Raw genomic sequence first — 24658 nt, forward strand, 5'->3', positions numbered from 1 at the left:
GTATTCCCCGTATTTACTAGGGTGTAGGCGATCCGTCAGTGTCCACTAGCGTCCATGGAAATCCATGAAATAAGAGCATGGGGTACAAGGGGTAGAATATTAAAATTCCTCGTCCCCATCTCTTTGCATGACGCGTCCACGATGCCCTGGAAGCTGTCCTACCTTCCGCCACGCCCCCGAAAATACCTCGCCGTCTCCTCATCCGTACAAAACACGTAGCACCCCTTCATCCCCCGGGTCATCAGCGTCCGGTAGGTGTTCTTGATGATCAGGTCGGTCTCCTTGCGCGCCAGTTCCGGGTTTTCCTTCATCAGTTTCTTGTAGCCGCGGATGGACTTGTCGTGGCGGTCGCGTTGTTCGGGGGCGGTGATGATCTTGCCGTCGCGGACGATCAGGTCCGGGCCGATGATGACGCCGATGTAGTCGACCTCCAGGCCCTGGCAGGTGTGGATGCAGCCGACCTGTTCGATGGAGTTCTCGGCGATGATCCAGAGGCTGCCGTCCTGGTCGAGGTTCCATTGGCGCTGGTAGTCGCCGATGACGATGTCCTGTTGCCGGGGATCCTTCTTGCTGCGCCACGGCCAGCAGTAGCCGGCCACGACGCGGGCCTTGTTGTTCTGGTTCCGGGCGGCGATGGCGGCGTGCAGGGCCTCGGGGGTGTCGAAGACCTTGAAGTCGTACTGGCTGGCGTCGAGTTGCTGGTTGGCGGTCGGGCGGATGTCGAGCACGTCGTCGAGCCAGGCGAGGTAGCTGTCCGAGCCATTGCAGCGGAACTGCGAGGCGAGGCTGTATTCCTCGATCGTGGCGCCTTTCGCCTTGGCGAACTCGCGGATGGCCTGCTTGCTGCCGATGTCGCTGAGGGTGACGCGTTGGTCTTCGTCGATGAAGAAGATGACGCACTTGGAGGCTTCGATCAGTTCCTTGATCTGGTTCTCGCCGAGGTTGCCGTAGAGCCCGCTCTTCTCGTTCAGGCGGTGGGCTTCGTCGACGATCAGCATGTCGAAGGTGTTGGGCTCGGTCTCGATGAAACCGCCGGAGCCGGTGAACATGTGGGAGAAGCGGCTGCGGGTGATGGAGCCCACCAGCCTGGATTCGTAGACCTTGCGTGGCGCGGCGTTCTTGGACACGTACTTGCCGACCAGGCCGAGCCCGGTGAGGTGGACCAGCAGGTTGATCGCCACCACCGTCTTGCCGGTGCCCGGGCCGCCCTCGATGATCAGTACACGGGGATGCGTCTCGGAGGCTGACCTGGCCGCGGCGATGGCGGACTCGTAGATTTCCTTCTGGTCGTCGATCAGTACGAACTCCGGTTGGGCGGCGAGCAGGCCCTTGAGCGAGTCGGCCAGGGCCTTGGACGGGCGGATCCGGCCGTTGGCCAGCTCGTAGAGCACTTCCTTGGCGTCGCCGGTCCTGATGTGCTGCTTGATGAAGCTGCGCAGGCGCGCCAGTTCGTCCTTGCCCTTGAGGAACAGCGGGGCCTTTTCCATGTAGTCGCGGTAGTGCGGGGAGTCGATCACACCGTCGCGCGGGTAGTTGTGCAGGTAGGCGCAGGGGCGGACGGAAATGCTTGCCTCGTAGACCGCCTCGTTGAAGCCCTCCAGCAGGGTAGCGTAGGACCAGGCCTGGTAGGAGGGATGGACGACCTCGCGCAGGCCATTGCCCAGGGCGGTGCGGACGATGGCGTCCTTGCCGGTGGCGCTGGCCTTGCTCCACTGCTTCAGTTCGACCAGCACCGCGTTTTTGCCTCCCGACTCGTCGCGCCCGGTGAGGGTGATGTCGATGCGCTTGGAGGTCTGGGGGATATGCAGCTCGATGGCCAGGCCAGTGTCGTCGGGCACTTCCTCGTCGCGCAGCACCTTGGCCATGTAGCCGAGGGAGCCTTTCCACGAGTTGATTTCCGAGTTGCCGACGCTTTTGCCGGTGACCGCCTTGAAATGCTGGAGGATCACCTCTTCGATATCGTCGTTGTCGCTGTCTTGCAGGAACTGCTTCTTGGTCGCTTCGTAAACGATCACGTCGATCTTCCCTGATATGGCCTTTCTTCAGAACTGGTCGTATTTCTTGCTGCTATTCCGGGCTTTCTCTACCGGGTATTTCCGGTTGTTCTGCTCCAGCTTCTGCCGGGCGGCGGCATCCAGGTCGACGCCGAGGACCGAGGCCAGGCGCACCAGGTACATGAGTACGTCGGCCAGTTCGTCCTGCACCGCCTGGGCGGTGTCGGGATGGCGCGCGGCGTCTTTCGACTGCTCCTCGTCCATCCATTGGAAGATCTCGCTGAGTTCGCCAACCTCGCCGGTCAGGGCCATGACCAGGTTCTTCGGCGAGTGGAACTGGGCCCAGTTGCGCTCGGCGGCGAAACGATCGAGGGCGGCGGCGAGCTGGCCGACGTCTACCAGGGAGGAGGGGGGCGATGCGTTTGTCACGGCGATATCCAGGAATCTTTTCGGGCTGGCGGCGAGGCGGGGCCTCGGGCGTCTGCGACGCCATTGCCCGCCACCATACTTCCTTCAGACGAAGGGAGAAAGATCGTAGGGATTCTTCATGGGATAGGGGGCTACAAGCTGTCGGACATGCCCTCGGCGAATCGTCAGCCACCATGGGCTTTTGCTGCTTCCTGCGGTCCAGGAGTTCGCTCCATGCTGAGCTTGCTCTCCCATGCTGGCTTCAGCTCGAGGAGACAAGGGTGTCTGAGCGACGTTTTCCTACGATGCCTGGTGCGCGAGCGCAGGGCGAGATGCGGCAGGAATGGGATGAAGGTTCACAGAGAAACCAGCGCCCCCTGAGCAGATACTCTCTGCCCGAGGGGCGCATGGCCTCAATCCTCAACTTGCATGACAAGGCGCCGCCTGGTGACCTGAATGCTCACCTTGCAGCCAACCTCAAAGCCCGCAGCCTCCAGCCAGTCGCCACTCAAGCGCAGGTAGGGAATTTGCCGTGGTTTGCCACGACGTTCCCAATCGCTATGACGGCTTTTATAGAGCTGGTAGCCGATCGTTAGAAGTCGAGAATTCGAAAGAGGGGATTTCTGGGTAGCCATGATTTTTTCCTGTGTAGGTAAAAAACCGCTTGGCTTTCGGGAGCGGCTAACCGCCTAGAGAAGGTGTGTTCAGCACCTGGCCGGCAGGGTAGCGAGGGGGCATCCATGGGTCAAGCGATGGGCTGCCCGGATCGAATGCCTCGCCGAGGCGCCAGCCGGCCCCTTCACAACCCCCTCTGCCGCGCCACCCCCATCTCCCGCTGCTCCTCCTCGCCAATCTCCTTCAACGCCACTTCTCCCACTCCCAGCGCGCGTTCCACGCTGAGTTCGCCGCCCTGGGCGGCGAGCAGGGCCTGGAGGCGTTGGAGCTCGCCGCACCAGAGGGTTTCGATATCGCGGTCGCGCTGGCTGTCGCGGTTGGCGTTGAGGGCGACGGCGCGCAGTTGCAGGCGGCCGTTGTCGGCCTTGCCGCCGACTTCCAGGCCGTAGCCGGGGGTGGCGGGTTTGCGCAGGACGACCCTGCCGGTCTGCGCCCAGGCGGTGGCCATGCCTTCGCGGACTTCGTAGCCGAGGCTGGCGAGGCCCTGGAGCACGGCCTGGCGGCGGGCGAGGGCGGCCTGTTGCTGGAGGTGGGCGGTGAGGATGGCGTTGCATCGCTCGGTGAGTTCGGCGAGTTGCTGCGGATCGCTGTCGGGCTGGCAGGCGGCGCGCTGGAGCAGTTCGGCGTGTTCGGCGGCGCCCAGGGCGGCGACTTCGCTGGCGAGGTCTTGCAGGTGTTCCAGGCGCTGGCGTTGCTGCTGGTGTTCGCGGGCGGCCTGGGCGAGGTCGAGGACCAGGCTGTCGAGCAGCAGGTTGCGGCGCTCCGGGCGCTGTTCGGCTTCGGCGCGTGCCAGTCGCTCGAGGAACGCTTGGGCGCTGGCCTCGCCTTGCAGCAGTTGCAGTTCGGCGATGTGCCGGTCGATGCGCGCCAGGCGCTGTTCGCGCGGGGCGTCCTGTTGCTGGCGGGCGCGCCACTGTTCCAGGGTGATGGGCGTTTCGTCGGTCTTCAGGCGCTGGGCGAGTTCGTGCTGGGCTTCGCTGAGGCGTTCCTCGGCGGGGGCGCTGGCGAGGGCGGCGAAGCCTTGGGCGAGCAGGGCTTCCGCGTCGTCGCGGAGGGCGCCGTCGGCCAGCGCTTGCAGGGTTTGCCGGAGTGCCGCGCTGGCGGCATCGGGCTTGGCGTCGAGGGCCTGGAGCAGGGCGCTGGCGTTTTCCTGGAGGCGGCGGTGTTGCTGGCGCGTTTCCGCGGCCTGGCGGATGGCGCGCTCTTCGCGTTCGGCGAGGTCGCGCTTGAGGAATTCGCTTTCGATCTTCACCTGTAGTTGCACGTCCAGCCAGCGTTCCTGTTCGAGCAGGGCGTGCAGGCTGGCGCGGCGGGCGTGGGCGGCGGCGCGCTCGGCGTCGCTGAGCTGGGCGAGCCGGCTGGCCTGGTTTTCCCAGCGCGCGAGGGCCTTGTCCAGGCGTTGCAGGTCGCGCTCGCAGGTGGCGATGGCTTCTTCCCGGGTGACGATTCGTACGACTTTCGGTCCGCTCATTGGGAGGCCTCCGCTGCTGCCGTGGGATGGGGTTCCGCGCTGGGCGCCAGGGCTTTCTCGATGGCGGCGCGCAGCCGTGCGCGTTCGTTGTCGCCGTCGTGGTACCAGCCCTGGGAGGAAACCCGGTGGAGGTGCGGGATCGCCCGTCGCAGCACCGAGGGTCGCCAGATTTCTCGGGCGCGGGCGCGTTCCAGCAGCGGGTGGCAGGGGGCGTCGCATTCGATGCCGATGGCGTAGAGGCCGGTGGCCGGGTTCTCGATGGCGAAGTCGAGGCCGAAGGCGTCGCCTTCGCTGGCGGGTGCGGCGGACCAGCCCAGCGAGCGGATGTACTCGCCGACGATCTCGCTGAAGCCGTCGTGCCGCTGGTAGTGCTGGCGGCGCTGGTCGCTGCGGTCGGTGTGCAGGCGCTCGAGCAGCTGGCCGGTGCCGGCGAATTCGCCGGCGGACAGTGCGCGGGCGTATTCCAGGTAGCCTTGCAGGTAGTCGCGCGGGCTGCTCGGCGAGCGCTGGGTGCCGAGCATGTCGGAGATGTCGCCGATCGGCATCGAGGTGATCATCACCACCTTGCGCCGCGCGCGGGTCACCGCCACGTTGAGACGGCGCTCGCCGCCGGTCTGCCCGAGCACGCCGAAGTTGCGCCGGAAGCTGCCCTGGCCGTTGCGGCCGAAGGTGGAGGAGAAGACGATCACGTCGCGCTCGTCGCCCTGCACGTTCTCCACGTTCTTCACGAACACGCCCATGTCCTCGCCGTCTTCGCTGCGCTCGCGCTCCTCGCTGTAGGCGGCGCGGAACGCCTCGTCCTGCTCGGCGCGCAGTTCCAGGCGCTCCTCGATGAGGTCGGCTTGCTTGCGGTTGAAGGTGACCACGCCCACCGACGGCCGCGCCGCGTAGGGTTGGCGCCAGAGTTCGGCGAGGTAGTCGACGACTCGCTCGGCCTCGCGCTCGTTGCTCTGGTTCTGGTACAGGCCGTTCACCTGGATCAGTTCCAGCGGCTTGATGCGCAGGATGTTGGCCTGCGGATGGCGTACCGGCACGCTCAGGCGGTTGCCGTAGAACGAGGCGTTGGAGAAGCCGATCAGCTCGCGGTAGGCCGAGCGGTAGTGGATCTGCAAGGTGGTGCTGGGCAGGGCGTTGCGCGCCAGTTGCAGGAGGTCCGGGCAGTCCTTGATCTCGCGGCGGTTCCAGGTGTCCTCGTAGGCTTCGCGCTGCTCCTCGTCGGCGTCCTCGTCGGGCGCTTCGCCGTCGAACAGTTCGGCCTCGTCGCTTTCCACGCGGCTGGAGAAGAACGCGGTCGGCGGCATCTGCTTCTCGTCGCCGCTGACCACCGTGACCCGCCCGCGATAGAGGGTCGGCAGGGCGAACTCCACCGGCATCTGCGAGGCTTCGTCGTAGATCACCATGTCGAACAGCCCGGCCTTGAGCGGCAGCACGCGGCTGGCCAGGTCGGGGTTCATCAGCCAGACCGGGCGCAGGCTCATCAGGCCGAGTTCGGCGCCCAGCTCGATGAACTCGCGCAGGCGCCGCGAGCGCTTGCCGGTCAGGCGGGTGACGTCTTCCCACTGCTTGCGGCTGCCCAGGCGCGCGGCGTCGATTCCCTTGCCGAGCAGTTCGCGGTTCAGCGCGCGCATCTGCACGTCGGCTTCGGCGAGGCTGGCGACCCTGGCCCTGGCTTCGTCCTGGCTGAACAGCAGTTCCGGATTGTCTTGTTCCAGGCGCTGCTTCCAGCCCAGCCGCGCTTCGCGATTGAGCATGCGGCGCACCGTGGCTTCGAGTGCTTCGGCGGGAATCGCGTCGAGTCGTTCCTGGCGCTGGCGCAGCAGGGCCAGGAATTCCAGCTCGGTGGCTTCGAGCTGGCCGGCGCGGCCACGGAAGCGCTGGTAGGCGACCAGTTGCGGTAGCGCCTCACGCAGGCGGCCGAGGGCCGGCAGGTTGCTCTGGTTGCCGGCGATGGCGCGGTGCAGCTGTTCCAGCAGTTCGTCGCCGAGCCAGTCGGCGAGCACCTTGAGTTTGTCCAGGCTGAGCTGGCGTGCGGCCTGGCGGATCAGCGCGGCGTCGAGGTCGCCGAGCAGCGCTTCGAAGCGCTGTTTCTCGCCGGTGAGGATCACCGCGTCGAGCTGCTCGGCGCGCGGCGCTTGGGCCAGGCCACGAGCCAGGACCTGGGTTTCGCGCAGTTGCTGGCTGGCGTGGCCGGCCAGGCCGGTCAGTTCCGGACCGGCATCGGTGGCGACTGTCGCCAGCCCCAGGCTCTGTTGCAGCGCCGCCAGTTGCCGGCGCAGCGGCCGCCACTGGCGCTCCAGGTCGCAGGCGCCGAGGAGGGCGGCCAGGCGGCTGTCGTCGTCGGCCTCGCCGTGCTCGCGCAGGAAGCGCCGCAGGCGGCCGCGCCGCAGCAGGCGCAGCGGGTTGAGCCGAGCCAGCCAGGTGCGTGCCTCGAGCACCTGGCGGGCGTGGGCCTGGAAGCGTTCGAGGTTGTTCTCTTCGAGCATGGCGAGGGCCGGCGACAGCAGCGGCGCATGCCGTTCGAGGTCGAGCTGGCGCAGTTGCCGTTCGATCTGCTCGGCCTCCGCCAACAGGCCGTCGCCACGGCTCGGCTGTCCTGGTGCGGCGTCGCGGAACAGCGGCAGCCAGTGGGCCAGGCGCTGGCGCTGCTCCTCGCGCAAATTCAGCAGGGTACCGACCTGGCTTGCCAGCCAGGCGCGGTAGGGCGTCGGGTCGTCGACCTCGAAGCTCGCCGGGTGTTCGTCGAGGGCTTTCTGCCGGGCGTTCTCCGCTTCGCCGAAGGCGCGCAGGCTGTCGGCGAAGGCTTGCAGGGTGGCCTGGTCGGTGGCGAAGGCGCGCAGTTGCGCCAGCGGGCTGCCTTCGTAGCGGGCCGGTAGCCAGAGGCGGACCAGCGGCGCGCAGTTTTCCTCCAGGCGCGCCAGGCTGCCGATGTCCAGCGCCGCCAGGCGCTGGCGCAGGGCCGGGAAGTCCAGCGGCGGCGAGCCTTTCTCCAGCTCGATCAGTTCGCCGAGCAGGCGCCGGTAGCTCAGCCCGGTGGCCTCGTCCACGCGGTGCAGGCTCTGGTGGTAGCGGTCCAGTTCGCCTTCCAGCGCCTCGATACGCGCCGCCAGGCGCTCGCGCTGGCGCTCCCAGCCCTGGGCGCCGCCGGCTTCGGCGAACAGCGCTTCGAGCTGCTCGCGGATGTTGCGGATCACCGGTTCGCGGTCGCGGTTGACGTCGTTGAGCATGACGATGCGCTGGCCCAGGCCCTCGGCCACCAGGCGCTTGTGCACCACTTCCAGGGCGGCGTGCTTCTGGCAGACGATCAGCAGGCTGCGCTGGCGGCCGATGGCGTCGGCGACCATGTTGACGATGGTCTGGCTCTTGCCGGTGCCGGGCGGGCCCTCCACCAGCAGCCCCGGGCTCTGCCGGGCCTGCAGCACGGCGGCCTCCTGGGACGGGTCGCTGGCCACGGTGAAGTAGCGCTGCAACTCCGGCGGGCTCTCGCGGGCTTCCGGCTCGCCGTTCTCGCGCAGGCGCAGCGCGGTCTCCAGGCCGGTGCCGGAGGGCGGCAGGCTCTTCAGCTGGCGCAGGTCCTCGCCGATCGCCTGGCCCATGAAGGTGACGTGGAACAGCACCGCGGCGCAGGCCAGTTGGTCCTGGTAGGGCGTGACCTCGGTGGAACTCGGTGGCAATCCTTCCAGCACCCTAGCACGCGGCGTGGCGAGCAGGCCGAAGGCATCCATCACATCGGCGGCGCGCAGCGCGGAGCGGCCGAGCAATTCGTCGGCGACCTTGCGCCAGCGCTTGCACGGCTCGGGGCCGAGCAGGCTTTCCAGGGCCGGGTTGAGGCGCACTTCCTCGCGCTCGCCGTCGAAGGCCAGCGCCACCTGGCCGCGGCTGCCGACTTCCAGTTGCAGCTTCAGCGGCCACAGCAGCAGCGGCACGATGCGCGTGCGGGTGGTGCCGCGCGGGTCGCGGTTGAGCAGGAAGGGGAAGCCCAGGTAGAGGCCGTCGATGCCGGTGTCACGCTTGTACAGCGAGCTTTGCCGGGACAGCGCGTTGAGCCGCACTTCCAGTTGCGGGTTGGCGAGGAAGCTGTCCGGGTCGAGGCTCACCGCGCGGGCGTTGCGTTGCAGCAGATGGTCGAGCAGGGCGGCGGCGGGGCGTCGCGCGCTGTGCAGTTCGTTGAGGTCGATGCGTGGGGTGCTCTTGCCGATGCTCATGCGCACCAGCGGCCCGCGCATCACCGCGGCGACCACTTTCTTCTCGAAGAAATCGAGGATCTGCGACACGTACTGCTGCTTCTGCGGTTCCAGCCACTGTTCCGGCGGGATCGCCAGCAGCACCAGGACCCTCGCCAACGGCATGCGCCGCTCCAGGCGGAACTGCTCGGCCCATTCGTCGACCCTGGGCACGCCGCTGCGGGCGAAGCCGCTGATGCGTTCGTCGACGCGGCGGTACAGCTCCTGCCGCGAGTGCTGCAACAGGCCGCGCGCGGTCTCCGCGTCGAACAGGTGCACATCGGCGTCGCGGGCCAGGCCGGCGGCTTCCTCGACGATCGCCTCGGCGGCACGGAACTGGCCGATGTTGGCGCTGAGCAGGACGATCAGGTCTTCCTCGGCGATCACCCGGCGCTCGGCCAGGGCCAGCAGGCCGGGGTGCTCGGTGTCCGGCAGGAGGCGCTGGCGCTCCTGCCACTGCGCGGCGAGGCGCGCCCGCGAGGTTGACAGCAGGTAGATGCGCAACTGTTCTTCGGCGAGTTCGATGTGCTGGTGCAGGGCGCGCTGGCGGACGTTCTCGGCGCGGGTCTTGAGCCGCGACAGCCAGCTTTCGGTGTGCAACTGTTCGAGCAGGTCGGGCACCGAGCCGCTGATCAGCCGGTAGCCCTCCAGCGGATGCTCCAGCAGCCAGCCGGGGGTGACGATCTCGCCGCGCTGGATCAGCGGGATTTCCGGGTTCAGCAGCTTGAGCGCCAGCATCAGCCGGAAGTCGTCCTCCAGCCCCTCGTGCTGGGCCACCTGGCGCAGGCCGGCGAGCAGCCTGGGCGACAGGCCGATGTGCTCGGCCCAGGTGACGATCGCCCCGCGCAGCAGGTGGTCGAGGGCCTCCGCCCAGTGCTCGGCCTGGGCCGCGGCCAGGGCGAAGACCGTCGGCTTGCGGAAGCGCCGTGCGCCGAGGGCGATGCTGGCGCCTTCGGCGTCGTCCTTTTCGCTGTCCGCCGAGGCCGGCGCGTCCACCGCCTCGCCGTTCAGCCAGGCCTGTACCTGCGGCCACTGCCAGCGCTGGTGGCGGTCGCGTGCAAGCAGGCCGCGCAGCAGCAGGTGCAACTGCGGGTCGAGGTCGTCGGGCAGCGCCACGCCGTTGGCCAGCACGTGGATCAGGAAGGCGTTGGCGTTGACTCCTTCGAAGCAGGCGCCGCGGGTCAACTGCTCCAGCAGGATCATGCCCAGGCTCCACCAGTCGGAAGCCGCCGCCACGCCGCCGGCGATCGCCTCGGGGGCCATGTAGCGGCTGGTCTCCAGCGGCGAGACGATATCCAGGTCGAACTCCGACAGGCGCGCCGAGCCGAAGCCGCTGATCACCAGGTCCAGTGGCTCGTGGCTGCGCACCAGCAGGCTGGCCGGGCGCAGGTCGCGGTGGCGCAGGCCGGCTTCGTTGAACACGTGCAGGGCGTGGCCCAGCTCGCGGACCACGTGGCGCACCGCCTCGCGGTCCTCCAGCACGGTGCCGAGGTCGGCGAGGCTGCCGCCGGTGAGTTCCTCGACCACTTCGTAGGCGCGCTCGTCCCAGCGGCCGGTGGCGAGGATTTCCGGCACGTGTTCGCGCGGCAGGCGGCGGATCACGTCGTAGATCGCCGGGTCCGGCTCGGCGCCCGGGCGATACAGGGTGAGCACCGCCTGGCGGGCGCTTTCCGCATGTTCGGCCAGGTAGCGCTCGCGCACGCCGTCGCTGCTGGCGATCTGCCGCAGCAGGCGCCAGCCGTCGATCAGGGTTTCCGTGACGGCGGGCTGCGGCGTGGCCTCGGCCTGCATCGGCAGTGGACCTTCGGCCGGCGCGGCGCCGCACTCCAGGCACATCAGGTCGCCGGGTTGCAGCGGGTGGCCGTTGGCGCAGAGCGGGGCGGACGCCGCTGGCGGCTCGCTGGCGGGCGGCGCGATGGCTTCCTGGGTCAGCACCGGCTGTGGTCGCCAGCCGGCGGGATGGATGGCTTCGGCGGAAAGGTCCCAGCCGCAGGGCTGGCCCTGGATCGAGCCTTCGCAGAAGATTTCCGAAAGCGAGCGTTCGCTCTGGCAGTTGGGGCAGAAACGTATCATCGGTATCGATCCATTCAGCGCGGCCGGTGGGCGCTGACGCTAAGTTGGTGGCCCTGTTCGCGCAGCAGGTCCTGCAGCCGCAGCAGGTCGTCGCGGCGCGGGATGCCGGCCATCCACACGCTGCCGTCGTGGTCGAACATCAGGTCGAGGGCCTTGTCGTCTTCGCGCAGTGGCCGCTGGTAGCCGCCGAGGCGCGCGCGGCCGAGTTCGGTGAGCAGGCTCAGGCGCTGGTTGTCGCTGCCGCGCAGGGCCAGGCTCTGTTCGGCGTGCTGTTGGTAGGGGTCGCTGATCAGCGCGTCGATCAGCCCGGCGGCCTGTTCCAGTTGCGCGTGCAGATGCTCCAGCGGGTAGCCGCTGTAGACCAGGATGTCGGCGCGGCTGCGCTGGCGCAGTTCGCCGAGCAGGGCGAGGAGGGCAGCGAACTGCTCGAAGGGTTCGCCGCCGGAGACGGTGATGCCCTCGGCCTGCTCCAGCCATGGCTGGATGTCGGCGAGCAGGCGTGCCAGGGCGATGCGCCGCCGTCCCGGCCCCCAGGTATCGGCGGAGATGCAGCCGGGGCAGCGGATGCTACAGCCCTGGAACCAGATGCCCAGGCGCCGTCCCGGGCCCAGGGTGGTCACCGGGAAATGCACCCGCGACAGGCTCAGTTCCATCTCAGCGGCGTTCCAGGGTCAGGCCGTCGGCGTCCAGGGCGCTGATTAGGAAGCGCTCGCCCGGCTGCGCGTCTTGGTCGAACAGCGCCCGCGACAACGGGTTGAGCAGGCGCGCTTCGAGCTGGTTGCGGATGCCGCGGCCGCCGTTGGACAGGTCGCCCAGGCAGAGGTCGTGCAGCGCCTGGCGCGGCGCCTCGGCCAGTTCGATGACGAGGCGCTGCTCGCGGAGGTCGGCGAAGGTGCCGTCGACCATCTGGGTGAAGATCTGCTCGGCGACGTCGGCGCGGATGAAGTCGAAGACGATGATGTTCTCGCCGATCCGGTTGAGGATTTCCGGGCGGTTGAGAACCAGCTTGAAGTAGCGCTCGATCTCGCCGTGGACCTTGCCCTGCACCGCCTCGAAGGGCTCGCCGGGGAGCACGTTGGCGACCCGTTCGCCGTTCTCCCCCTGGCGGTAGATGCCCAGGTTCGAGGTGAACACGATCAGCGCCTCGGAGAAGTACACGCGATCGCCGCGCCCGGAGGTGAGCACGCCGTCGTCGAGGATCTGCAGGAACTTGTCGAGGATCCGGGGGTGGGCTTTCTCGATCTCGTCGAAGAGCACCACGCTGAAGGGTTTTTCGCGGATCGCGTTGGTCAGTTCGCCGCCGACGTCGTAGCCGACGTAGCCGGGCGGCGCGCCGATCAGGCGCTGGTCGGCATGCTCGGCGCTGAACTCGGACATGTCGAAGCGGATGTAGGCGCTCTCGTCGCCGAACAGCAGGCTGGTGACGGTCTTCGCCAGCTCGGTCTTGCCGACCCCGGTGGGCCCGGCGAGGAAGGCCACGCCGCGCGGGCGGTTGCCCTTGCGGCTGGCGCCGACCCCGGTCATCGCGCGCTTGACGATGTCCAGCATGTGGGTCACCGCGTGCTGCTGGCCCTTGACCCGGCGGCGGACGATCTCGTCGGCCTGGCGGATGCGCTGGCGGTCGATCTTCAGCCAGGGGTCTTCGGTGACGCCGACCTTGTAGCGCCGCACGGCGTCGGCGATGCGTTCCATGGCCAGGCCTTCCACGCGCGCCAACTGGACGATGGCGTTGAGATCGAGGAGTAGCAGGCCTTCGGTGTTCTCGACGAAGGTTGCGGCGGCCTGTTGCAGGGCCTCCTCGGCGACGCCCGCGCCGCCTAGCCCGCGGAGCAGCGCCGGGGCCAGGGCCCGGCGCGCCGGCTGGTCGGGCTTCGACACCGGGATATGGCGCAGGCGCGGGTTGTCCACCAGCAGCCAGTCGGGCAGGTCGCCTTCCTTTTCCACCACCCACAGCACGCTGTTGAAGAACGGTTTGCGCTGTTCCCCGGCGGGACGGCTGCGGGCCTGGTGGGAGAGCACCAGGGCCTGGGTGAACAACTGATGCTCGGCGGCGCTCAGGGCGTCGTTGCGCACCGCCAGGCGCGAGGCGAAGTCGACGATCAGGGCGATCGGCTCGCCGCTACGGTTGACCAGGCGTTGCAGGGTCGCGCCGAGCAGGTCGATGCCGGCCGGCGCGGCGCCGTCCACCGGGGTCAGGCCGAGGTCGAGAAGCACCTGCGGAGTGGCCCCCGCCTCGCTGCCCGGCCGGCCGAGCACGCGGAACCCGGCCAGCGGATCCCAGGCCAGCACCTGGGTGTAGCCGGCGTCCAGCAGGGCGTCGCAGAGGGTCTGGTTGAAGCTCTGCGCGGTGACCGTACCCGGCACCACTTCGCAGGCTTGCAGGTCGCGGATGTTCCCGGAGAGGACGAATTGGCTCTTGAGGGGCAGGAAGCGCAGGAGGTCGCGCAACCAGCGTGGCTTTTCGAACAGTGCAGTCCCTGGCATCGATAGTCGCTCACAGCGTGTGTCGTGGCCACAGCATATTGCCCCGAGGGCCATGTCTCCAACCCTGACCTCGCCGGAGGCGACGAAAACCGCTACGAGTTCCGGGTGCCAGGCTTGGCGGAGCGCCTGCTCAACCGTCGTAGCTCCGGCAGCCCCAGCGGAACGCCTGCGCCGCCGCCTCGATCCCGCGGCCGATCACCAGGCGCGGCGGGCTTTCGTCGAGGTCGGGACGCGGCGGCAACGGACGGCTGTAGAGCACCTCCAGCTCGCCGAAACCATCCAGCGCGGCGCGTTCCGCCGGGTGCGGCGTCGCGCCCTGGCGCCGGGCGAAGTCTTCGAGGTCGCCCTCGGCGTAGGCCATCACCAGCACGCCGCTGTCGCCGCGTACCCGCACCGCGTTCACCAGGCTGCCGTCGATGCGCAGCGGGGTGGCGAAGCGGTAGAGCAGGTCGAGGGTCTCGCCGGGCGCGCGATCCAGCACTTCGACGCCCTCGGCGCGCAGGCGCTCGGCGGTTGCGCGGTCGCGGCCGTCGGGGAAGTCGCCGCGGCAGTGCAGGGCGTCGGCGAACAGTGCGGTCAGGTTCGGTGCTGGCGGGGCAGGGGACGTGCAGGCGGCCGGCAGGAGCAGCGCCAGGCCGGCGGCGAGACGGAGCAGGTAGGGGCGGGTCATGTAGCCTTCCGTTGGCGGACAGTGCGGTGGGAGAAATTGCCAGCAGACGCTTCCGCGATACTGGCGGCCTGCGCTCAGAGCAGTACGGGCAGCGCGTCTTCGCCCAGCCCCGCTTCCCTCAATCGAGCCCTGGCCCTGGCGGTCGCGCGCACGGCGTCGAGGTCGCAGCCGCGAGGAATATAGACCGGATCGAAGCCTTCGAGCACCAGGTAGGTGGAGGCCTGGCCGCGGGCATTCAGGTAGGCGTTGAAAGCCTGGTCGGCCGGGCGCAGAAAGACATCGCACCAGTACGGCAAGCGCTGCGCGAAGAGCGCCTTGGCGATCTCCAGGTGCTCTTCGAACAGTTCGTCCATGCTGCCTCCCTTCTCCTGCTGGAACAACGTCACTCTTCGCTGCGTCCGTCGCCTTCTCGATCCCTTTCATAGTGCCGTGCCAGCGGAAACGCCGGCAACCAGCCCTCGCGGCGGACGGTCCAGAGTTCGTAGGTGGGCTGGAACCGGTCGGGAGCGTCGAGGGCGCCGAGGCTGACCTCGATCTCGTCGGCGCTGCGCGAGAACACCGAGGAGCCGCACTGCGGACAGAAGAAACGCCCGGCATAGTCGCGGGTCTCGCCTTCTATGCTCACCGCCTCCTCGGGAAAGATCGCCGAAGCGTGGAATAGCGCGCCGTGGTGCTTGCGGCAGTCGAGGCAGTGGCAGAGCCCGACCCGGTAGGGGCGGCCGCTCGCCACCAGGCGGACCTTGCCGCAGAGGCAGCCGCCGGTGAATCGATCCATTTCGTGACTCCTTTGCAAGGCGTTGGGGCGTTCAGCCCTTGAAGGCCTTCTCTATGGTGGCGATATCGATCCTGCCCATCGTCATCATCGCCTCGAAGGCGCGCCTGGCCGCCGCGCGGTCGGGGCTGGCGATGGCTTCGCTGAGTACGCGCGGGGTGATCTGCCAGGAGATGCCCCACTTGTCACGGCACCAGCCGCAGGCGCTTTCCTCGCCGCCATTGTCGACGATAGCGTTCCACAGGCGGTCGGTCTCGGCCTGGTCGTCGGTGGCGACCTGGAAGGAGAACGCTTCGCTGTGGCGGAAGGCCGGGCCGCCGTTGAGCCCGAGGCAGGGAATGCCCATCACCCGGAACTCCACCGTCAGTACGTCGCCCTCCTTGCCGGAAGGGTAATCGCCGGGCGCGCGATGGACAGCCAGCACGGCGCTGTCGGGAAATGTCTCGGCGTAGAAGGTCGCGGCCTCCAGGGCGGCGCTGTCGTACCAGAGGCAGATGGTGTTCTTGCTGTTCATGGCGAGGTCTCCACGGGCGGGGTCGACCCCGCCAGTCTAGTCGGCTGGCGTGCGGCGACCTGGGCAGGCGCCGAACGGGAGGTCGCGCCGCGAGTGCCGATCTGCGCTACCCTATGCCGCGTTTCGCCCGGCCTCGCCGGGCTTTCCGGGCAGCGCCTCGGCGGCGCGCCCTCGACCATGCAAGGACAACCCATGGAAGCGGTCTCCGTCTCGCAGCATCTGGCTGCTCTGTTCGAATCCCACCGGATCGACTGCGTCGTGCACGGCGAATGGGTGGCGCCAGCCGGGCGGCTACCGGCGATCCGCGCCACCTGGTATGCGGGGGAGAAGACCGGACGGCTGGATGTCGACGTGCTGCTGGAGGACGAGCGCCAGTTGCAGGAAGCCTTCGCCGGCATCGGCAGCGGCGAGGACGGCTTGCAGGACGCGTTGCGTAACTTCGCCTCCAACTCTTTCCACGTGCTGCTTTCCGCGCTCTGGGGCCAGGCCGAGGAGGACCAGGTGATGGTGGAGACCTGGGAGGTCGACGAGCGGCGTTTCGAGGTGCATATCGGCAACCTCGGCCTGCGCGGCGCCGAGGGCAAGGCGCCGCCGCTGCCGGCCGGGCTGTTCCCGAGCATCGAGCGGGCGATCCGCGCCGAGCCGCTGGACGCGCGCCTGCACTGGTTCCGGCATTTCTTCTGTGCCTTCGGCAACCAGCGCACGGTGGAGGCGCTGTTCGACAACCAGCCGTGGGAGGCCGGCATGCAGAACCTGGCCGCTCTCGACTGGCAGGATTCGCAGGGTTACTACAGCGTGCGCAACTTCCTCATGCTCAAGCCGCTGGCGTAGGCCGCCGCGTCGCCCTTCGACGAGTTCGACCCCTACCACACGACCAGCACTGCGACGATCCTGCGGCCCCTGGCCGACGGGACGATGCAGAATCGTTCTTCATCGGCAAGCGGCGCCATGACTTCCAGATGAGGCGCGCGCAGGACTGACACGCCGCGTTCAGCCGAGCAGGGCGGCCACCTGCTCGGCCGTGGCCTTGGCCGACTGCGGGTTCTGCCCGGTGACCAGGCGGCCGTCGACCACCACCTTGCTGGTGAACGGCAGCAGGCTTCTTTCGTAGAGCGCGCCGCGTCGTTTCATTTCTTCCTCGACGTTGTACGGCACCTTGCGGGCGACCCCGGCGAGCACTTCCTCGATCCAGGAGTAGCCGGTCAGGCGGCGCCCGGCGACCAGCAGGCGGCCATCGTCCAGGCGTGTGTTGAGCAGGCCGCAATAGCCGTGGCAGACCGACGAGACGATGCCGCCGCGCTGGTAGATCTCGCGGGTCAGGTGCTGCAGCCCGGCGTCGTCGGGGAAGTCCCACATCACGCCGTGGCCGCCGGTGAAATAGATGGCGTCGAACGCCTCCGCGTCGACCTGCTCGGGAGCGGCAGTGTCGGCCAGCAGCGCCAGGCGCGTCTCGTCGGCCAGCCAGGCCTTGGCGCTGGCGTCGGCGTGGGGCCAGCCGAGGGCGCGCGGCTCCAGCGGCGACTCGCCGCCGCGGGGGCTGACCAGGCGTTGCTGGTAGCCCCGAGCGGCGAAGATCTCGTAGGCATGGGTCAACTCCGACAGCCACAGCCCGGTGGGCTGGGTCGGATCGGCATAGTGGGCGACGTTGGTGACGACGTGCAGGATGCGCTTGGTCATTGCGTTGACCTTCCTCGGTGAGTGATCCCGTCGGCAGCCGGTTTCGGCAGGCTGTCCGGGTGGGTTGGCGTCACTCTAAGATTCAAGTCGACTTCAAGGTCAAGCGTCGGAAAGCCGCTGCTCCGCCGGCGTGGGAGAGGACCCCCGCGAGCGGGTTTGCCGTGGACGCCCGACCGTCTGTGGAGGGCCTTCCTCGCGCAGGCGCTCCAGCACGCGCTGGGTGTTTTCCGTGCACTGCAGACCGTCCGGCTTGTTCTCGATGCTTTCGATGGCCACCAGCAATTGTGCCTTGTTCTGTTCCAGGCGTCGTTGCAGGGCCTCGATCTCGGCCACCTTGCGACGCAAGCCTTCGAGCAGCTCGCCGTGCTGCCAGGCGCCGTCGCCGCTCGGCAGCAGGCGAGCGATCTCCTCCAGGGAGAAGCCGGCGCCCTGGGCGCCGGTGACCAGCTCCAGGATCCACACGGTGTCTGCCGCATAGTCGCGGTAGCCGTTGGCCTTGCGCTGCGAGCGGATCAGGCCGCTGGCCTCGTAGAAGCGGATGCGCGATGTCGCCAGGCCGGTGAGCTTGGCCAGTTCGCCGATTTTCATGTCGCACCTCGAAACGCGTTGACCTTCAAGCCTACTTCAAGCCTAGGGTGGTTTCACGGCCGGGCGACGAACTCGCCTCCATCGACGGGTTCGCCAGGCCGCATGGGCGCTACCGCCGGTCGCGTTTTCCTCGTCCAGGCGGCGCAACGCAGGCGGCTTTCTACTCTACACAGGGAACGGCGGCCGCAGGGTGGCGCCGTTGCCTGCATCCACACCGATCGGGAGAAGCGACATGGGTTACGTGACAACGAAGGATGGCGTCGAACTCTTCTACAAGGACTGGGGGCCGCGCGACGCCCAGGTGATCTACTTCCATCATGGCTGGCCACTGAGTTCCGACGACTGGGATGCGCAGATGCTGTTCTTCCTCGCCGAGGGCTTTCGCGTAGTGGCCCACGACCGCCGTGGCCACGGTCGCTCCAGCCAGGTCTGGGACGGCCATGACATGGACCACTACGCCGACGACGTGGCGGCGGTGGTCGAGCGCCTCGGGGTGCGCGGGGCGATCCATGTCGGCCATTCCACCGGCGGCGGCGAGGTCGTCCACTACATCGCCCGCTATCCCGACGACCCGGTGCCGAAGGCGGCGATCATCAGCGCGGTACCGCCGCTGATGGTGAAGACCGAGGGCAATCCGGGCGGCCTGCCGAAGAGCGTCTTCGACGATCTCCAGGCGCAGCTCGCGGCCAATCGCGCGCAGTTCTACCAGGACATTCCCGCCGGCCCGTTCTATGGCTACAACCGTCCCGGGGCGCAGCCCTTGGAAGGGATCGTCCGCAACTGGTGGCGGCAGGGCATGATGGGCGGCGCCAAGGCCCACTACGATGGGATCGTGGCCTTTTCCCAGACCGACTTCAGCGATGACCTGAAGCGCATCGACATCCCGGTGCTGGTGATGCATGGCGACGACGACCAGATCGTGCCCTACGAGAATTCCGGCGTACTCTCGGCGAAGCTGCTGCGCAACGGCACGCTGAAGACCTATCCGGGGTTCCCGCACGGCATGCCGACCACCCAGGCCGAGGTGATCAACGCCGACCTGCTGGCCTTCATCCGCGGCTGAGCGCGCCGGGTGCTGGGGGCGCGCTCCCGGCACCCGGTCAGGGCCCGGGCGGCGCGGCAAAAAAAGCGTTGACCTTGAAGTCGACTTCAATCTTATCGTCGGGCCACTGTCCTCATGAGGTAGGCCCATGAACCTGTTCGACACGCTGACGCTTCCCAACGGCTCGACCATTCCCAATCGCCTCGCCAAGGCCGCCATGGAGGAGAACATGGCCGATGCCGCGCAGGCCCCCTCCGAACGCCTGATGCGCCTCTACCAGGCCTGGGCCGACGGCGGCGCCGGGCTGCTGATCAGCGGTAACGTGATGGTCGACAGCCGTGCCATGACCGGCCCCGGCGGGGTGGTCCTGGAAAACGACGCGCAACTGGAGAAATTCCGCCGCTGGGCGCGCATCGGGCGTTCCGCCGGCGCGCAGTTCTGGTTGCAGATCAACCATCCCGGCCGGCAGATGCAGGCCAATCTCGGCCAGCAGGCCTGGGCACCCTCGGCGGTGCCGCTGGAACTGGGCGGGATGTCCAGGCACTTCGCTACGCCGAAGGCGATGGACGAGGCGATGATCGCCGAGGTGATCCAGCGGTTCGCCCGCAGCGCCGGCCTGGCCGAGCGGGCCGGCTTCAGCGGGGTGGAGATCCATGCCGCCCACGGTTACCTGCTCAGCCAGTTCCTCTCGCCGCTGAGCAACCGCCGCAGCGACGCCTGGGGCGGCTCCCTGGAGAATCGCGCGCGCCTGCTGCTGGAGATCGTCCGGGCGGTGCGCGCCGAGGTTGCCCCTGGCTTCGCGGTGGCGGTGAAGCTGAATTCCGCCGATTTCCAGCGCGGCGGCTTCAGCGCCGACGATGCCCGCGAGGTGGTACGGATGCTCGATGGCCTGGGCGTCGACCTGGTCGAGCTGTCGGGCGGCAGCTACGAGGCGCCGGCCATGCAGGGCGAAGCGCGCGACGGGCGGACCCTGGCCCGCGAGGCCTACTTCGTCGAGTTCGCCCGCGACATCCGCGCGGCGGCGCGGATGCCGGTAATGGTCACGGGCGGCATCCGCCGGCGGCCGGTGGCCGAGCAGGTGCTGGCCAGCGGGGTGGACATGGTCGGCATCGGCACGGCGCTGGCGATCGAGCCGAACCTGCCGCGCGACTGGCGCGCCGGCAAGGACTCGGCGCCGCAGTTGCGGCCGATAACCTGGAGGAACAAACCCCTGGCCTCGCTGGCGAACATGGCCGCGGTGAAGTTCCAGTTGCGCAAGCTGAGCCGGGGCAGGGCGACCAACCCACGGGTGTCGCCGCTGTGCGCGTTGCTCGCGCAGCAGGCCGGCGCGCTCCTGCAGACCCGCCGTTACCGGCGGCTCATGCGTTCGCGCGCCGAAGCCTGAGCACCGTCAGCGCCTCAGGCGCCGTTGCGGTCGAGTTCGGCCAGCTTGCCCGGCAGGCCGAACCAGGCGTCGTGGTCGTCGGGCGCCGGCTTCTTGCGGGTGATCTGCGTCCAGTTGGGATGCGCGGCGAGTTCGCCATTGAGGGCGATGAACTGCCGTTGCCCGAGCGGCACCTCGTCCTCGGCGCGAATCGCGGCGACCGGGCATTCCGGCTCGCAGAGCGCGCAGTCGATGCATTCATCGGGGTGGATGACGAGGAAGTTGGGGCCTTCGTAGAAGCAGTCCACGGGACAGACTTCCACGCAGTCGGTGTGTTTGCAGCGGATGCATTCTTCCAGCACGACGAAGGTCATGATCGTCCTCCCTGGCTCAGGCGTTCGTAGCGGCGGGCGTCGCCAGCCGTTCCAGGCGCGCCGGCACGTACTTGTGCCAGGGCGTGCCGGCGAGGAAGTCGCGCTGGGTGCAGTCGGTCACCTCGTTGGGCGCCACGCCCCGGCGCACCACCTCGCCCTCGGCGTTGCGGTAGTCCAGGCCCTGGCCGTTGGGCAGGGAGATATTGCCCGGCTGCATCATGTCGCTGATCTCCACTTCCGCCTCGACCTCGCCGCGGCGGGTCACCACGCGCAGCACCTCGCCGTCGGCGCAGCCCAGCGCCTCGGCGTCCTGCGGGCTGATGCGCAGGGTGCCGTAGCGCCCGCGGCGGTGCCAGCCGGTGTCGCGCACGGCGGTATTGCTGGTGTCGCTGCGCCGCTCGCCGGCGGCGAGGATGAACGGGTAGGCCGGATCGTGGGGTGGCGCGCTGTGGGCGAGCTTGGCCAGTTCCGGCAACAGTTCGGGGATGTGCAGGTTGATCCGCTGTTCGGGACGGGCGACGGCCTGCCAGCTTTCGGCGTAGGTGGTTTCGGCGAAGACCACCCCGGACGGGTTGTCGAGCATGGCCTGGAACAGGCGGTCGGCGGCCAGCGGCGGCAACCCGTCGAAGCCGGCGCGGGCAGCGGTCTTGCGGTTGTTCAGCACGTGCAGTTGGCAGATGCCCCAGATCGCCGCGGCCGCTTCCATGCCGGCGGGCAGGGTCGGGCCGAGGGTACGGTAGAGCAGGACCGGCGCGTATTTCATGACCTTGGGGCGGGTCGCCGCGGCGGCGAGGAAAGCCGCCGAGAATGCCTTGCGCCCGAGCTTCAGGGCCAGGCGCAACGGCCGGTAGTCTTTCTCGCCGAGCACGCCCATGGCTTCCAGCAGGCGGGCGTGGATCTCCGCTTCCGGCAGGGTGCCGGGGCGCGCCGGGAACAGCGGCGCGCGCAGGTGGAAGGCGTTGCGCGGGAATTCCAGGTTGAAGAAGGTCGCCTCGGCCTTTTCGAACTGGCTCGCCGCCGGCAGCACGTAGTCGGCGTGGCGCGCGGTCTCGGTCATGGCCACGTCGATCACCACCGACAACTCCAGGGCGCGCATGGCTTCGCGCATGCGCTGGCTATCGGCCAGCGAATGCAGCGGGTTGCCGGTCTCCACCAGCATGGCGCGATAGCGCTTGGGATGGTCGGTGAGGATTTCCTCTGGAATCACGTTGCAGGGAATCAGGCCGATGATGATCTTGGCATTGGCCACCGGGCTGCGCTTCTCGACGCGTGGCGCGCCCTTCTTGCCCATCGAGGTATCGCCCTTGCTCGCCTTGGACAGCGAGAGGAAGGGCACGAAGGCGTTGCTGGTGCCGGGGCGCCCGTAATGGCCGGTGAGCAACCAGACCAGGCGTTGCAGGTAGCTGCCGAGGGTCGAGTGCAGGTTCATCTGCATGCCCAGGTCTTCCAGCGCCGATACGCTGCTGGCGCTGGCGATCCGCCGGGCGGCGGCGCGCAGCTTGTCTTCCGCCACCCCGCAGGTCTCGGCGCAGTAGGCCACCGGGATGGCGTTCAGTTCGTCGACGATGTGCTCGTAGCCGCTGGTGTGTTCGGCCAGCCAGTCGCGCGCCAGCAGCCCGTCCTGGACGATGATCCCGACCAGCGCCGCCAGGCACCAGGCGTCGGTGCCCGGACGGATCTGCAGGTGGAAGTCGGCCAGGGCGGCGGTTTCGCTCAGGCGCGGGTCGATCACGATGATCGAGCGTGCGGGGTCCTTGGCCATGGCGTTGAGCAGCACGCGGGCGCGGGCGAAACCATGGGATTGCCAGGGATTCTTGCCGATCAGGATGGCCACCTCGCAATGCTCGAAGTCGCCGTGCACGCCGGTACCGAACATCTTGCCCTGGACCCAGAACTCGCCGGTCTTTTCCTGGGCCAGGGCGTTGGAGCGGTACTTCACCCCGAGGGCCTTCAGCGTGCTGTCGCCGTAGGCGCCGCCGAGGTGGTTGCCCTGCGCGCCGCCGCCGTAGTAGAGGATGCTTTCGCCGCCATGCCTGCGCTTGATGGCGAGGAATTTCTCCGCCACCTCGCGGATCGCCGTGTCCCAGTCGATGGCTTCGTAGCTGCCATCGGGGCGCCGGCGCATCGGCGTGTCCAGGCGGTCGGCGCCGTTCTGGTAGTAGTCCATGCGCTGCGATTTCTCGCAGACGTAGCCCTGCGAGGCGGGGTGGTCGTCATCGCCGCGGATCTTGCTGATGCGGCCATTCTCGGTCTGCACTTCCAGCCCGCAATTGAGGCTGCAGAGGATACAGGCGGTCTTCTTCCATTGCGGGGACGGCGTAGTCACGGTGTGTTCCTCGTTGTTGTCGTTGCCGGCGCAACCTGGGGCGCACCCCAGCCGTGCGGGCTTCGTTCTTTCGGGACTGCCTGACGCTGTGCTGCAAGGACGACGCGCGGGCGGCCCACGGAACCCCGTCGTATCGGCCTTTCCCTCTCATGCTCGACGCTTCTACAGTTCCGAATCGGAACTTAATACGCGGGCGCTGACATGGGACCCGTCCGTAGTGCTGGTTTGTCCGATCCTGGCAGGAGCGCGCCGGGTCCATGACCTTTTCGGCCGGATACTAAGTTCCAATTTGGAACTGGTCAAGCTCCGAAGCGGCCCCCTAGAATGGACGGAGGTTTTTCCGGGAGAACCCCATGAAATGGCAAGAAGTCGGCGAAACGCCCTGTTCGATGGCGCGCAGCCTGGCGATCCTCGGCGATCGCTGGACGCTGCTGATCCTGCGCAACTGCTTTCTCGGCATGCGCCGCTTCGATGAGTTCCAGGCCAGCCTCGGGGTCACCCGCCAGGTACTGGCCGACCGCCTGAGCCGGCTGGTGGAGGCGGGCGCGCTGAAGAAGGTGCCTTACCAGGAGCGACCGCCGCGCTACGAATACCGCCTCACCGAGATGGGCCACGACCTGCATCCGGTGCTGCTGGCCCTGGCCAATTGGGGCGACCGCTGGCTCGACGAGGGCCGCGGCGCTCCGGTGGAGTATGTACACAAGGCCTGTGGCCACAAGTTCCGGCCGACCATGGTCTGTCCGGAGTGCGGCGAGCCGGTGGGGTCGCGCGATGTGACGGCGGTGCCGGGGCCGGGGTTCGCGGCGATGGCTGGCAAGCTCGCGCAGAACTGAATCCGCGCGCGCTCTGCCATGGGCGGGCCGCGACCCGCTCGGTTCGCTCAGCCGGCCTTGCGGAAGACGAACATCAGACCCACCACGATCAGCCCCATGCCCAGCAGGCTGAGCCAGCCGAGGCGGTTGCCGAAGACCATGAAGTCCATGATCGCGGTCACCGCCGGCACCAGGTAGAACAGGCTGGTGACGTTGACCAGGTTGCCCTGGGCGATCAGCCGGTAGAGCAGCAGGGTCGCGCCCACCGAGACCACGACGCCCATCCACAGTGCGGGGACCAGGAAGCCGGCGTTCCATTCGAACTCGAACGGCTGGAAGGGCACGAACGCCAGGCACAGGCCGAGGCCGGCGAGGTACTGCAGGGGCAGGGTGCCCAGCGGGTTCTCGCGGATGCCCTTCTGCATGATCGAGCCGCCGGTGACGCCGGCCAGCGCCAGCAGTGCGCAGAGGATGCCGGCCGTGGACATCCCGGCCAGACCGATGCCCTGGTAGACCACCAGCACCAGGCCGGCCAGGCCCAGCAGCAGGCCGAACAGGCGCGCCGGCGACTGCCGGCGTTCGAGGATGACGGCGGTGAGGATCGGTTGCACGCCGAGGATGGTCGCCATCATGCCGGGAGTGACCTGCAGCTTCAGCGAGAAGATATAGAAGATCGGATAGATCCCCAGCATCACCAGGCCGGTGAGCAGGGCCTGGCCGCGCTCACGCGCGCTGCGCGGCGCGCGCAGCCTGAGCAGCGGGGCGAGCGGCAGCAGGCAGGCCAGGGCGATGCCGAAGCGGAACACCAGGAAGGCGAACGGCGAGGAGTGCGCCAGGCCCCATTTCGAGGCGATGGCCCCGCTGCTCCAGAGCAGGACGAAGAGGCTGGTGCTGGCCAGGCCGGCCAGCGCGGATTTGTTCAGTGCAAACATGGATCTGCCACCTTGTAGTCGGGCATGCCGCGGGCTCGGGCCGGCGGCGGACGGCACGCCTCGGCAGCGGATGGCGCTGCTTGCGGCGGGCTGTGGAAGAGAGTTGGGGCGCTACCGCGCTCGTCAGGGGCTGACGCCCGGCGGCGGGCAGGCGGCCGAACCGGGAGGGGGAGGCGGAGGCGAGGCGACTACAGGAGGGGAAACGCAGCCCAGGCTGGCGCACGGCTGGAGCGCGCCGACCTCGCCGGTGGCTACCGGAAGGG

20 protein-coding genes are annotated in these 24658 nt (G+C 68.4%); 4 read left to right on the plus strand and 16 right to left on the minus strand.

Features of this window, described 5'->3' with window-relative positions:
• Positions 1-158 precede the first annotated feature (158 nt).
• The 11 genes from HMPREF3014_RS11640 to HMPREF3014_RS11690 all read right to left on the minus strand — a co-directional run bounded on the left by HMPREF3014_RS11640 (position 159) and on the right by HMPREF3014_RS11690 (position 15281).
• Positions 159-2015, minus strand: a complete 1857-nt coding sequence (locus tag HMPREF3014_RS11640; protein ID WP_023087227.1) for a DUF2075 domain-containing protein — start codon at positions 2013-2015, stop codon at positions 159-161.
• Positions 2016-2042: 27 nt separating this feature from the next.
• Positions 2043-2423 (minus strand): nucleotide pyrophosphohydrolase, encoded by a 381-nt coding sequence (locus HMPREF3014_RS11645; RefSeq protein WP_003116685.1) that lies wholly within the window; start codon positions 2421-2423, stop codon positions 2043-2045.
• Between the two features lie 392 nt (positions 2424-2815).
• On the minus strand, positions 2816-3037 hold the full coding sequence (locus HMPREF3014_RS33400) for a SymE family type I addiction module toxin (protein WP_003116686.1): 222 nt from the start codon (positions 3035-3037) through the stop codon (positions 2816-2818).
• A gap of 164 nt (positions 3038-3201) precedes the next feature.
• Positions 3202-4548, minus strand: a complete 1347-nt coding sequence (locus tag HMPREF3014_RS11655) for a coiled-coil domain-containing protein (RefSeq protein WP_003116687.1) — start codon at positions 4546-4548, stop codon at positions 3202-3204.
• On the minus strand, positions 4545-10841 hold the full coding sequence (locus HMPREF3014_RS11660; protein WP_023087228.1) for an AAA domain-containing protein: 6297 nt from the start codon (positions 10839-10841) through the stop codon (positions 4545-4547). Before HMPREF3014_RS11660 ends, HMPREF3014_RS11655 begins: the two co-directional genes overlap by 4 nt.
• Before the next feature lie 14 nt (positions 10842-10855).
• Positions 10856-11494 (minus strand): 4Fe-4S single cluster domain-containing protein, encoded by a 639-nt coding sequence (locus HMPREF3014_RS11665; RefSeq protein ID WP_003090610.1) that lies wholly within the window; start codon positions 11492-11494, stop codon positions 10856-10858.
• A 1-nt stretch (position 11495) separates the two neighbouring features.
• Positions 11496-13379: an AAA family ATPase gene (locus tag HMPREF3014_RS11670; RefSeq protein WP_003122571.1), complete on the minus strand. Its 1884-nt coding sequence runs from the start codon at positions 13377-13379 to the stop codon at positions 11496-11498.
• A gap of 76 nt (positions 13380-13455) precedes the next feature.
• Positions 13456-13995 (minus strand): hypothetical protein, encoded by a 540-nt coding sequence (locus tag HMPREF3014_RS11675; protein WP_003122572.1) that lies wholly within the window; start codon positions 13993-13995, stop codon positions 13456-13458.
• A 74-nt stretch (positions 13996-14069) separates the two neighbouring features.
• Entirely contained in the window at positions 14070-14348 is a 279-nt protein-coding gene (locus HMPREF3014_RS11680) for a hypothetical protein (protein ID WP_003119461.1), read from the minus strand.
• Between the two features lie 29 nt (positions 14349-14377).
• The gene (locus HMPREF3014_RS11685; protein WP_003114392.1) at positions 14378-14770 is read right to left on the minus strand and encodes a GFA family protein; all 393 of its coding nucleotides are present in this window, start codon (positions 14768-14770) and stop codon (positions 14378-14380) included.
• A 31-nt stretch (positions 14771-14801) separates the two neighbouring features.
• Positions 14802-15281, minus strand: coding sequence for a VOC family protein (locus HMPREF3014_RS11690; protein ID WP_003114391.1), 480 nt, complete (start codon positions 15279-15281; stop codon positions 14802-14804).
• 192 nt (positions 15282-15473) lie between these two features.
• On the opposite strand from HMPREF3014_RS11690, the gene HMPREF3014_RS11695 reads away from it, so the two are divergent.
• Entirely contained in the window at positions 15474-16112 is a 639-nt protein-coding gene (locus HMPREF3014_RS11695; RefSeq protein WP_023087229.1) for a DUF6348 family protein, read from the plus strand.
• A gap of 159 nt (positions 16113-16271) precedes the next feature.
• Here the strand turns inward: HMPREF3014_RS11695 and HMPREF3014_RS11700 are convergent, their stop codons facing one another.
• Positions 16272-16958, minus strand: a complete 687-nt coding sequence (locus tag HMPREF3014_RS11700; RefSeq protein WP_003114389.1) for a type 1 glutamine amidotransferase domain-containing protein — start codon at positions 16956-16958, stop codon at positions 16272-16274.
• Between the two features lie 99 nt (positions 16959-17057).
• Complete coding sequence (locus tag HMPREF3014_RS11705; protein WP_003090587.1) at positions 17058-17546, minus strand: MerR family transcriptional regulator; 489 nt, start codon at positions 17544-17546, stop codon at positions 17058-17060.
• A 232-nt stretch (positions 17547-17778) separates the two neighbouring features.
• On the opposite strand from HMPREF3014_RS11705, the gene HMPREF3014_RS11710 reads away from it, so the two are divergent.
• On the plus strand, positions 17779-18609 hold the full coding sequence (locus HMPREF3014_RS11710) for an alpha/beta fold hydrolase (RefSeq protein ID WP_009876669.1): 831 nt from the start codon (positions 17779-17781) through the stop codon (positions 18607-18609).
• A gap of 127 nt (positions 18610-18736) precedes the next feature.
• On the plus strand, positions 18737-19972 hold the full coding sequence (locus HMPREF3014_RS11715) for an NADH:flavin oxidoreductase/NADH oxidase family protein (RefSeq protein WP_003101540.1): 1236 nt from the start codon (positions 18737-18739) through the stop codon (positions 19970-19972).
• 14 nt (positions 19973-19986) lie between these two features.
• Here HMPREF3014_RS11715 and fdxA read toward each other — a convergent pair whose 3' ends face one another.
• Positions 19987-20325 (minus strand): ferredoxin FdxA, encoded by a 339-nt coding sequence (fdxA, locus tag HMPREF3014_RS11720; protein ID WP_003090580.1) that lies wholly within the window; start codon positions 20323-20325, stop codon positions 19987-19989.
• Between the two features lie 16 nt (positions 20326-20341).
• Positions 20342-22651: a molybdopterin oxidoreductase family protein gene (locus HMPREF3014_RS11725; RefSeq protein ID WP_003160485.1), complete on the minus strand. Its 2310-nt coding sequence runs from the start codon at positions 22649-22651 to the stop codon at positions 20342-20344.
• Between the two features lie 353 nt (positions 22652-23004).
• On the opposite strand from HMPREF3014_RS11725, the gene HMPREF3014_RS11730 reads away from it, so the two are divergent.
• Positions 23005-23484 carry a winged helix-turn-helix transcriptional regulator gene (locus HMPREF3014_RS11730; RefSeq protein WP_003090577.1) on the plus strand — a complete coding sequence of 160 codons (480 nt, stop codon included), beginning with the start codon at positions 23005-23007 and terminating at the stop codon, positions 23482-23484.
• A gap of 47 nt (positions 23485-23531) precedes the next feature.
• Here the strand turns inward: HMPREF3014_RS11730 and HMPREF3014_RS11735 are convergent, their stop codons facing one another.
• Positions 23532-24395, minus strand: a complete 864-nt coding sequence (locus HMPREF3014_RS11735; RefSeq protein WP_009876666.1) for a DMT family transporter — start codon at positions 24393-24395, stop codon at positions 23532-23534.
• Between the last annotated feature and the right edge of the window lie 263 nt (positions 24396-24658).

This window comes from Pseudomonas sp. HMSC065H01, from assembly GCF_001815235.1.
Classification (GTDB): domain Bacteria; phylum Pseudomonadota; class Gammaproteobacteria; order Pseudomonadales; family Pseudomonadaceae; genus Pseudomonas; species Pseudomonas aeruginosa.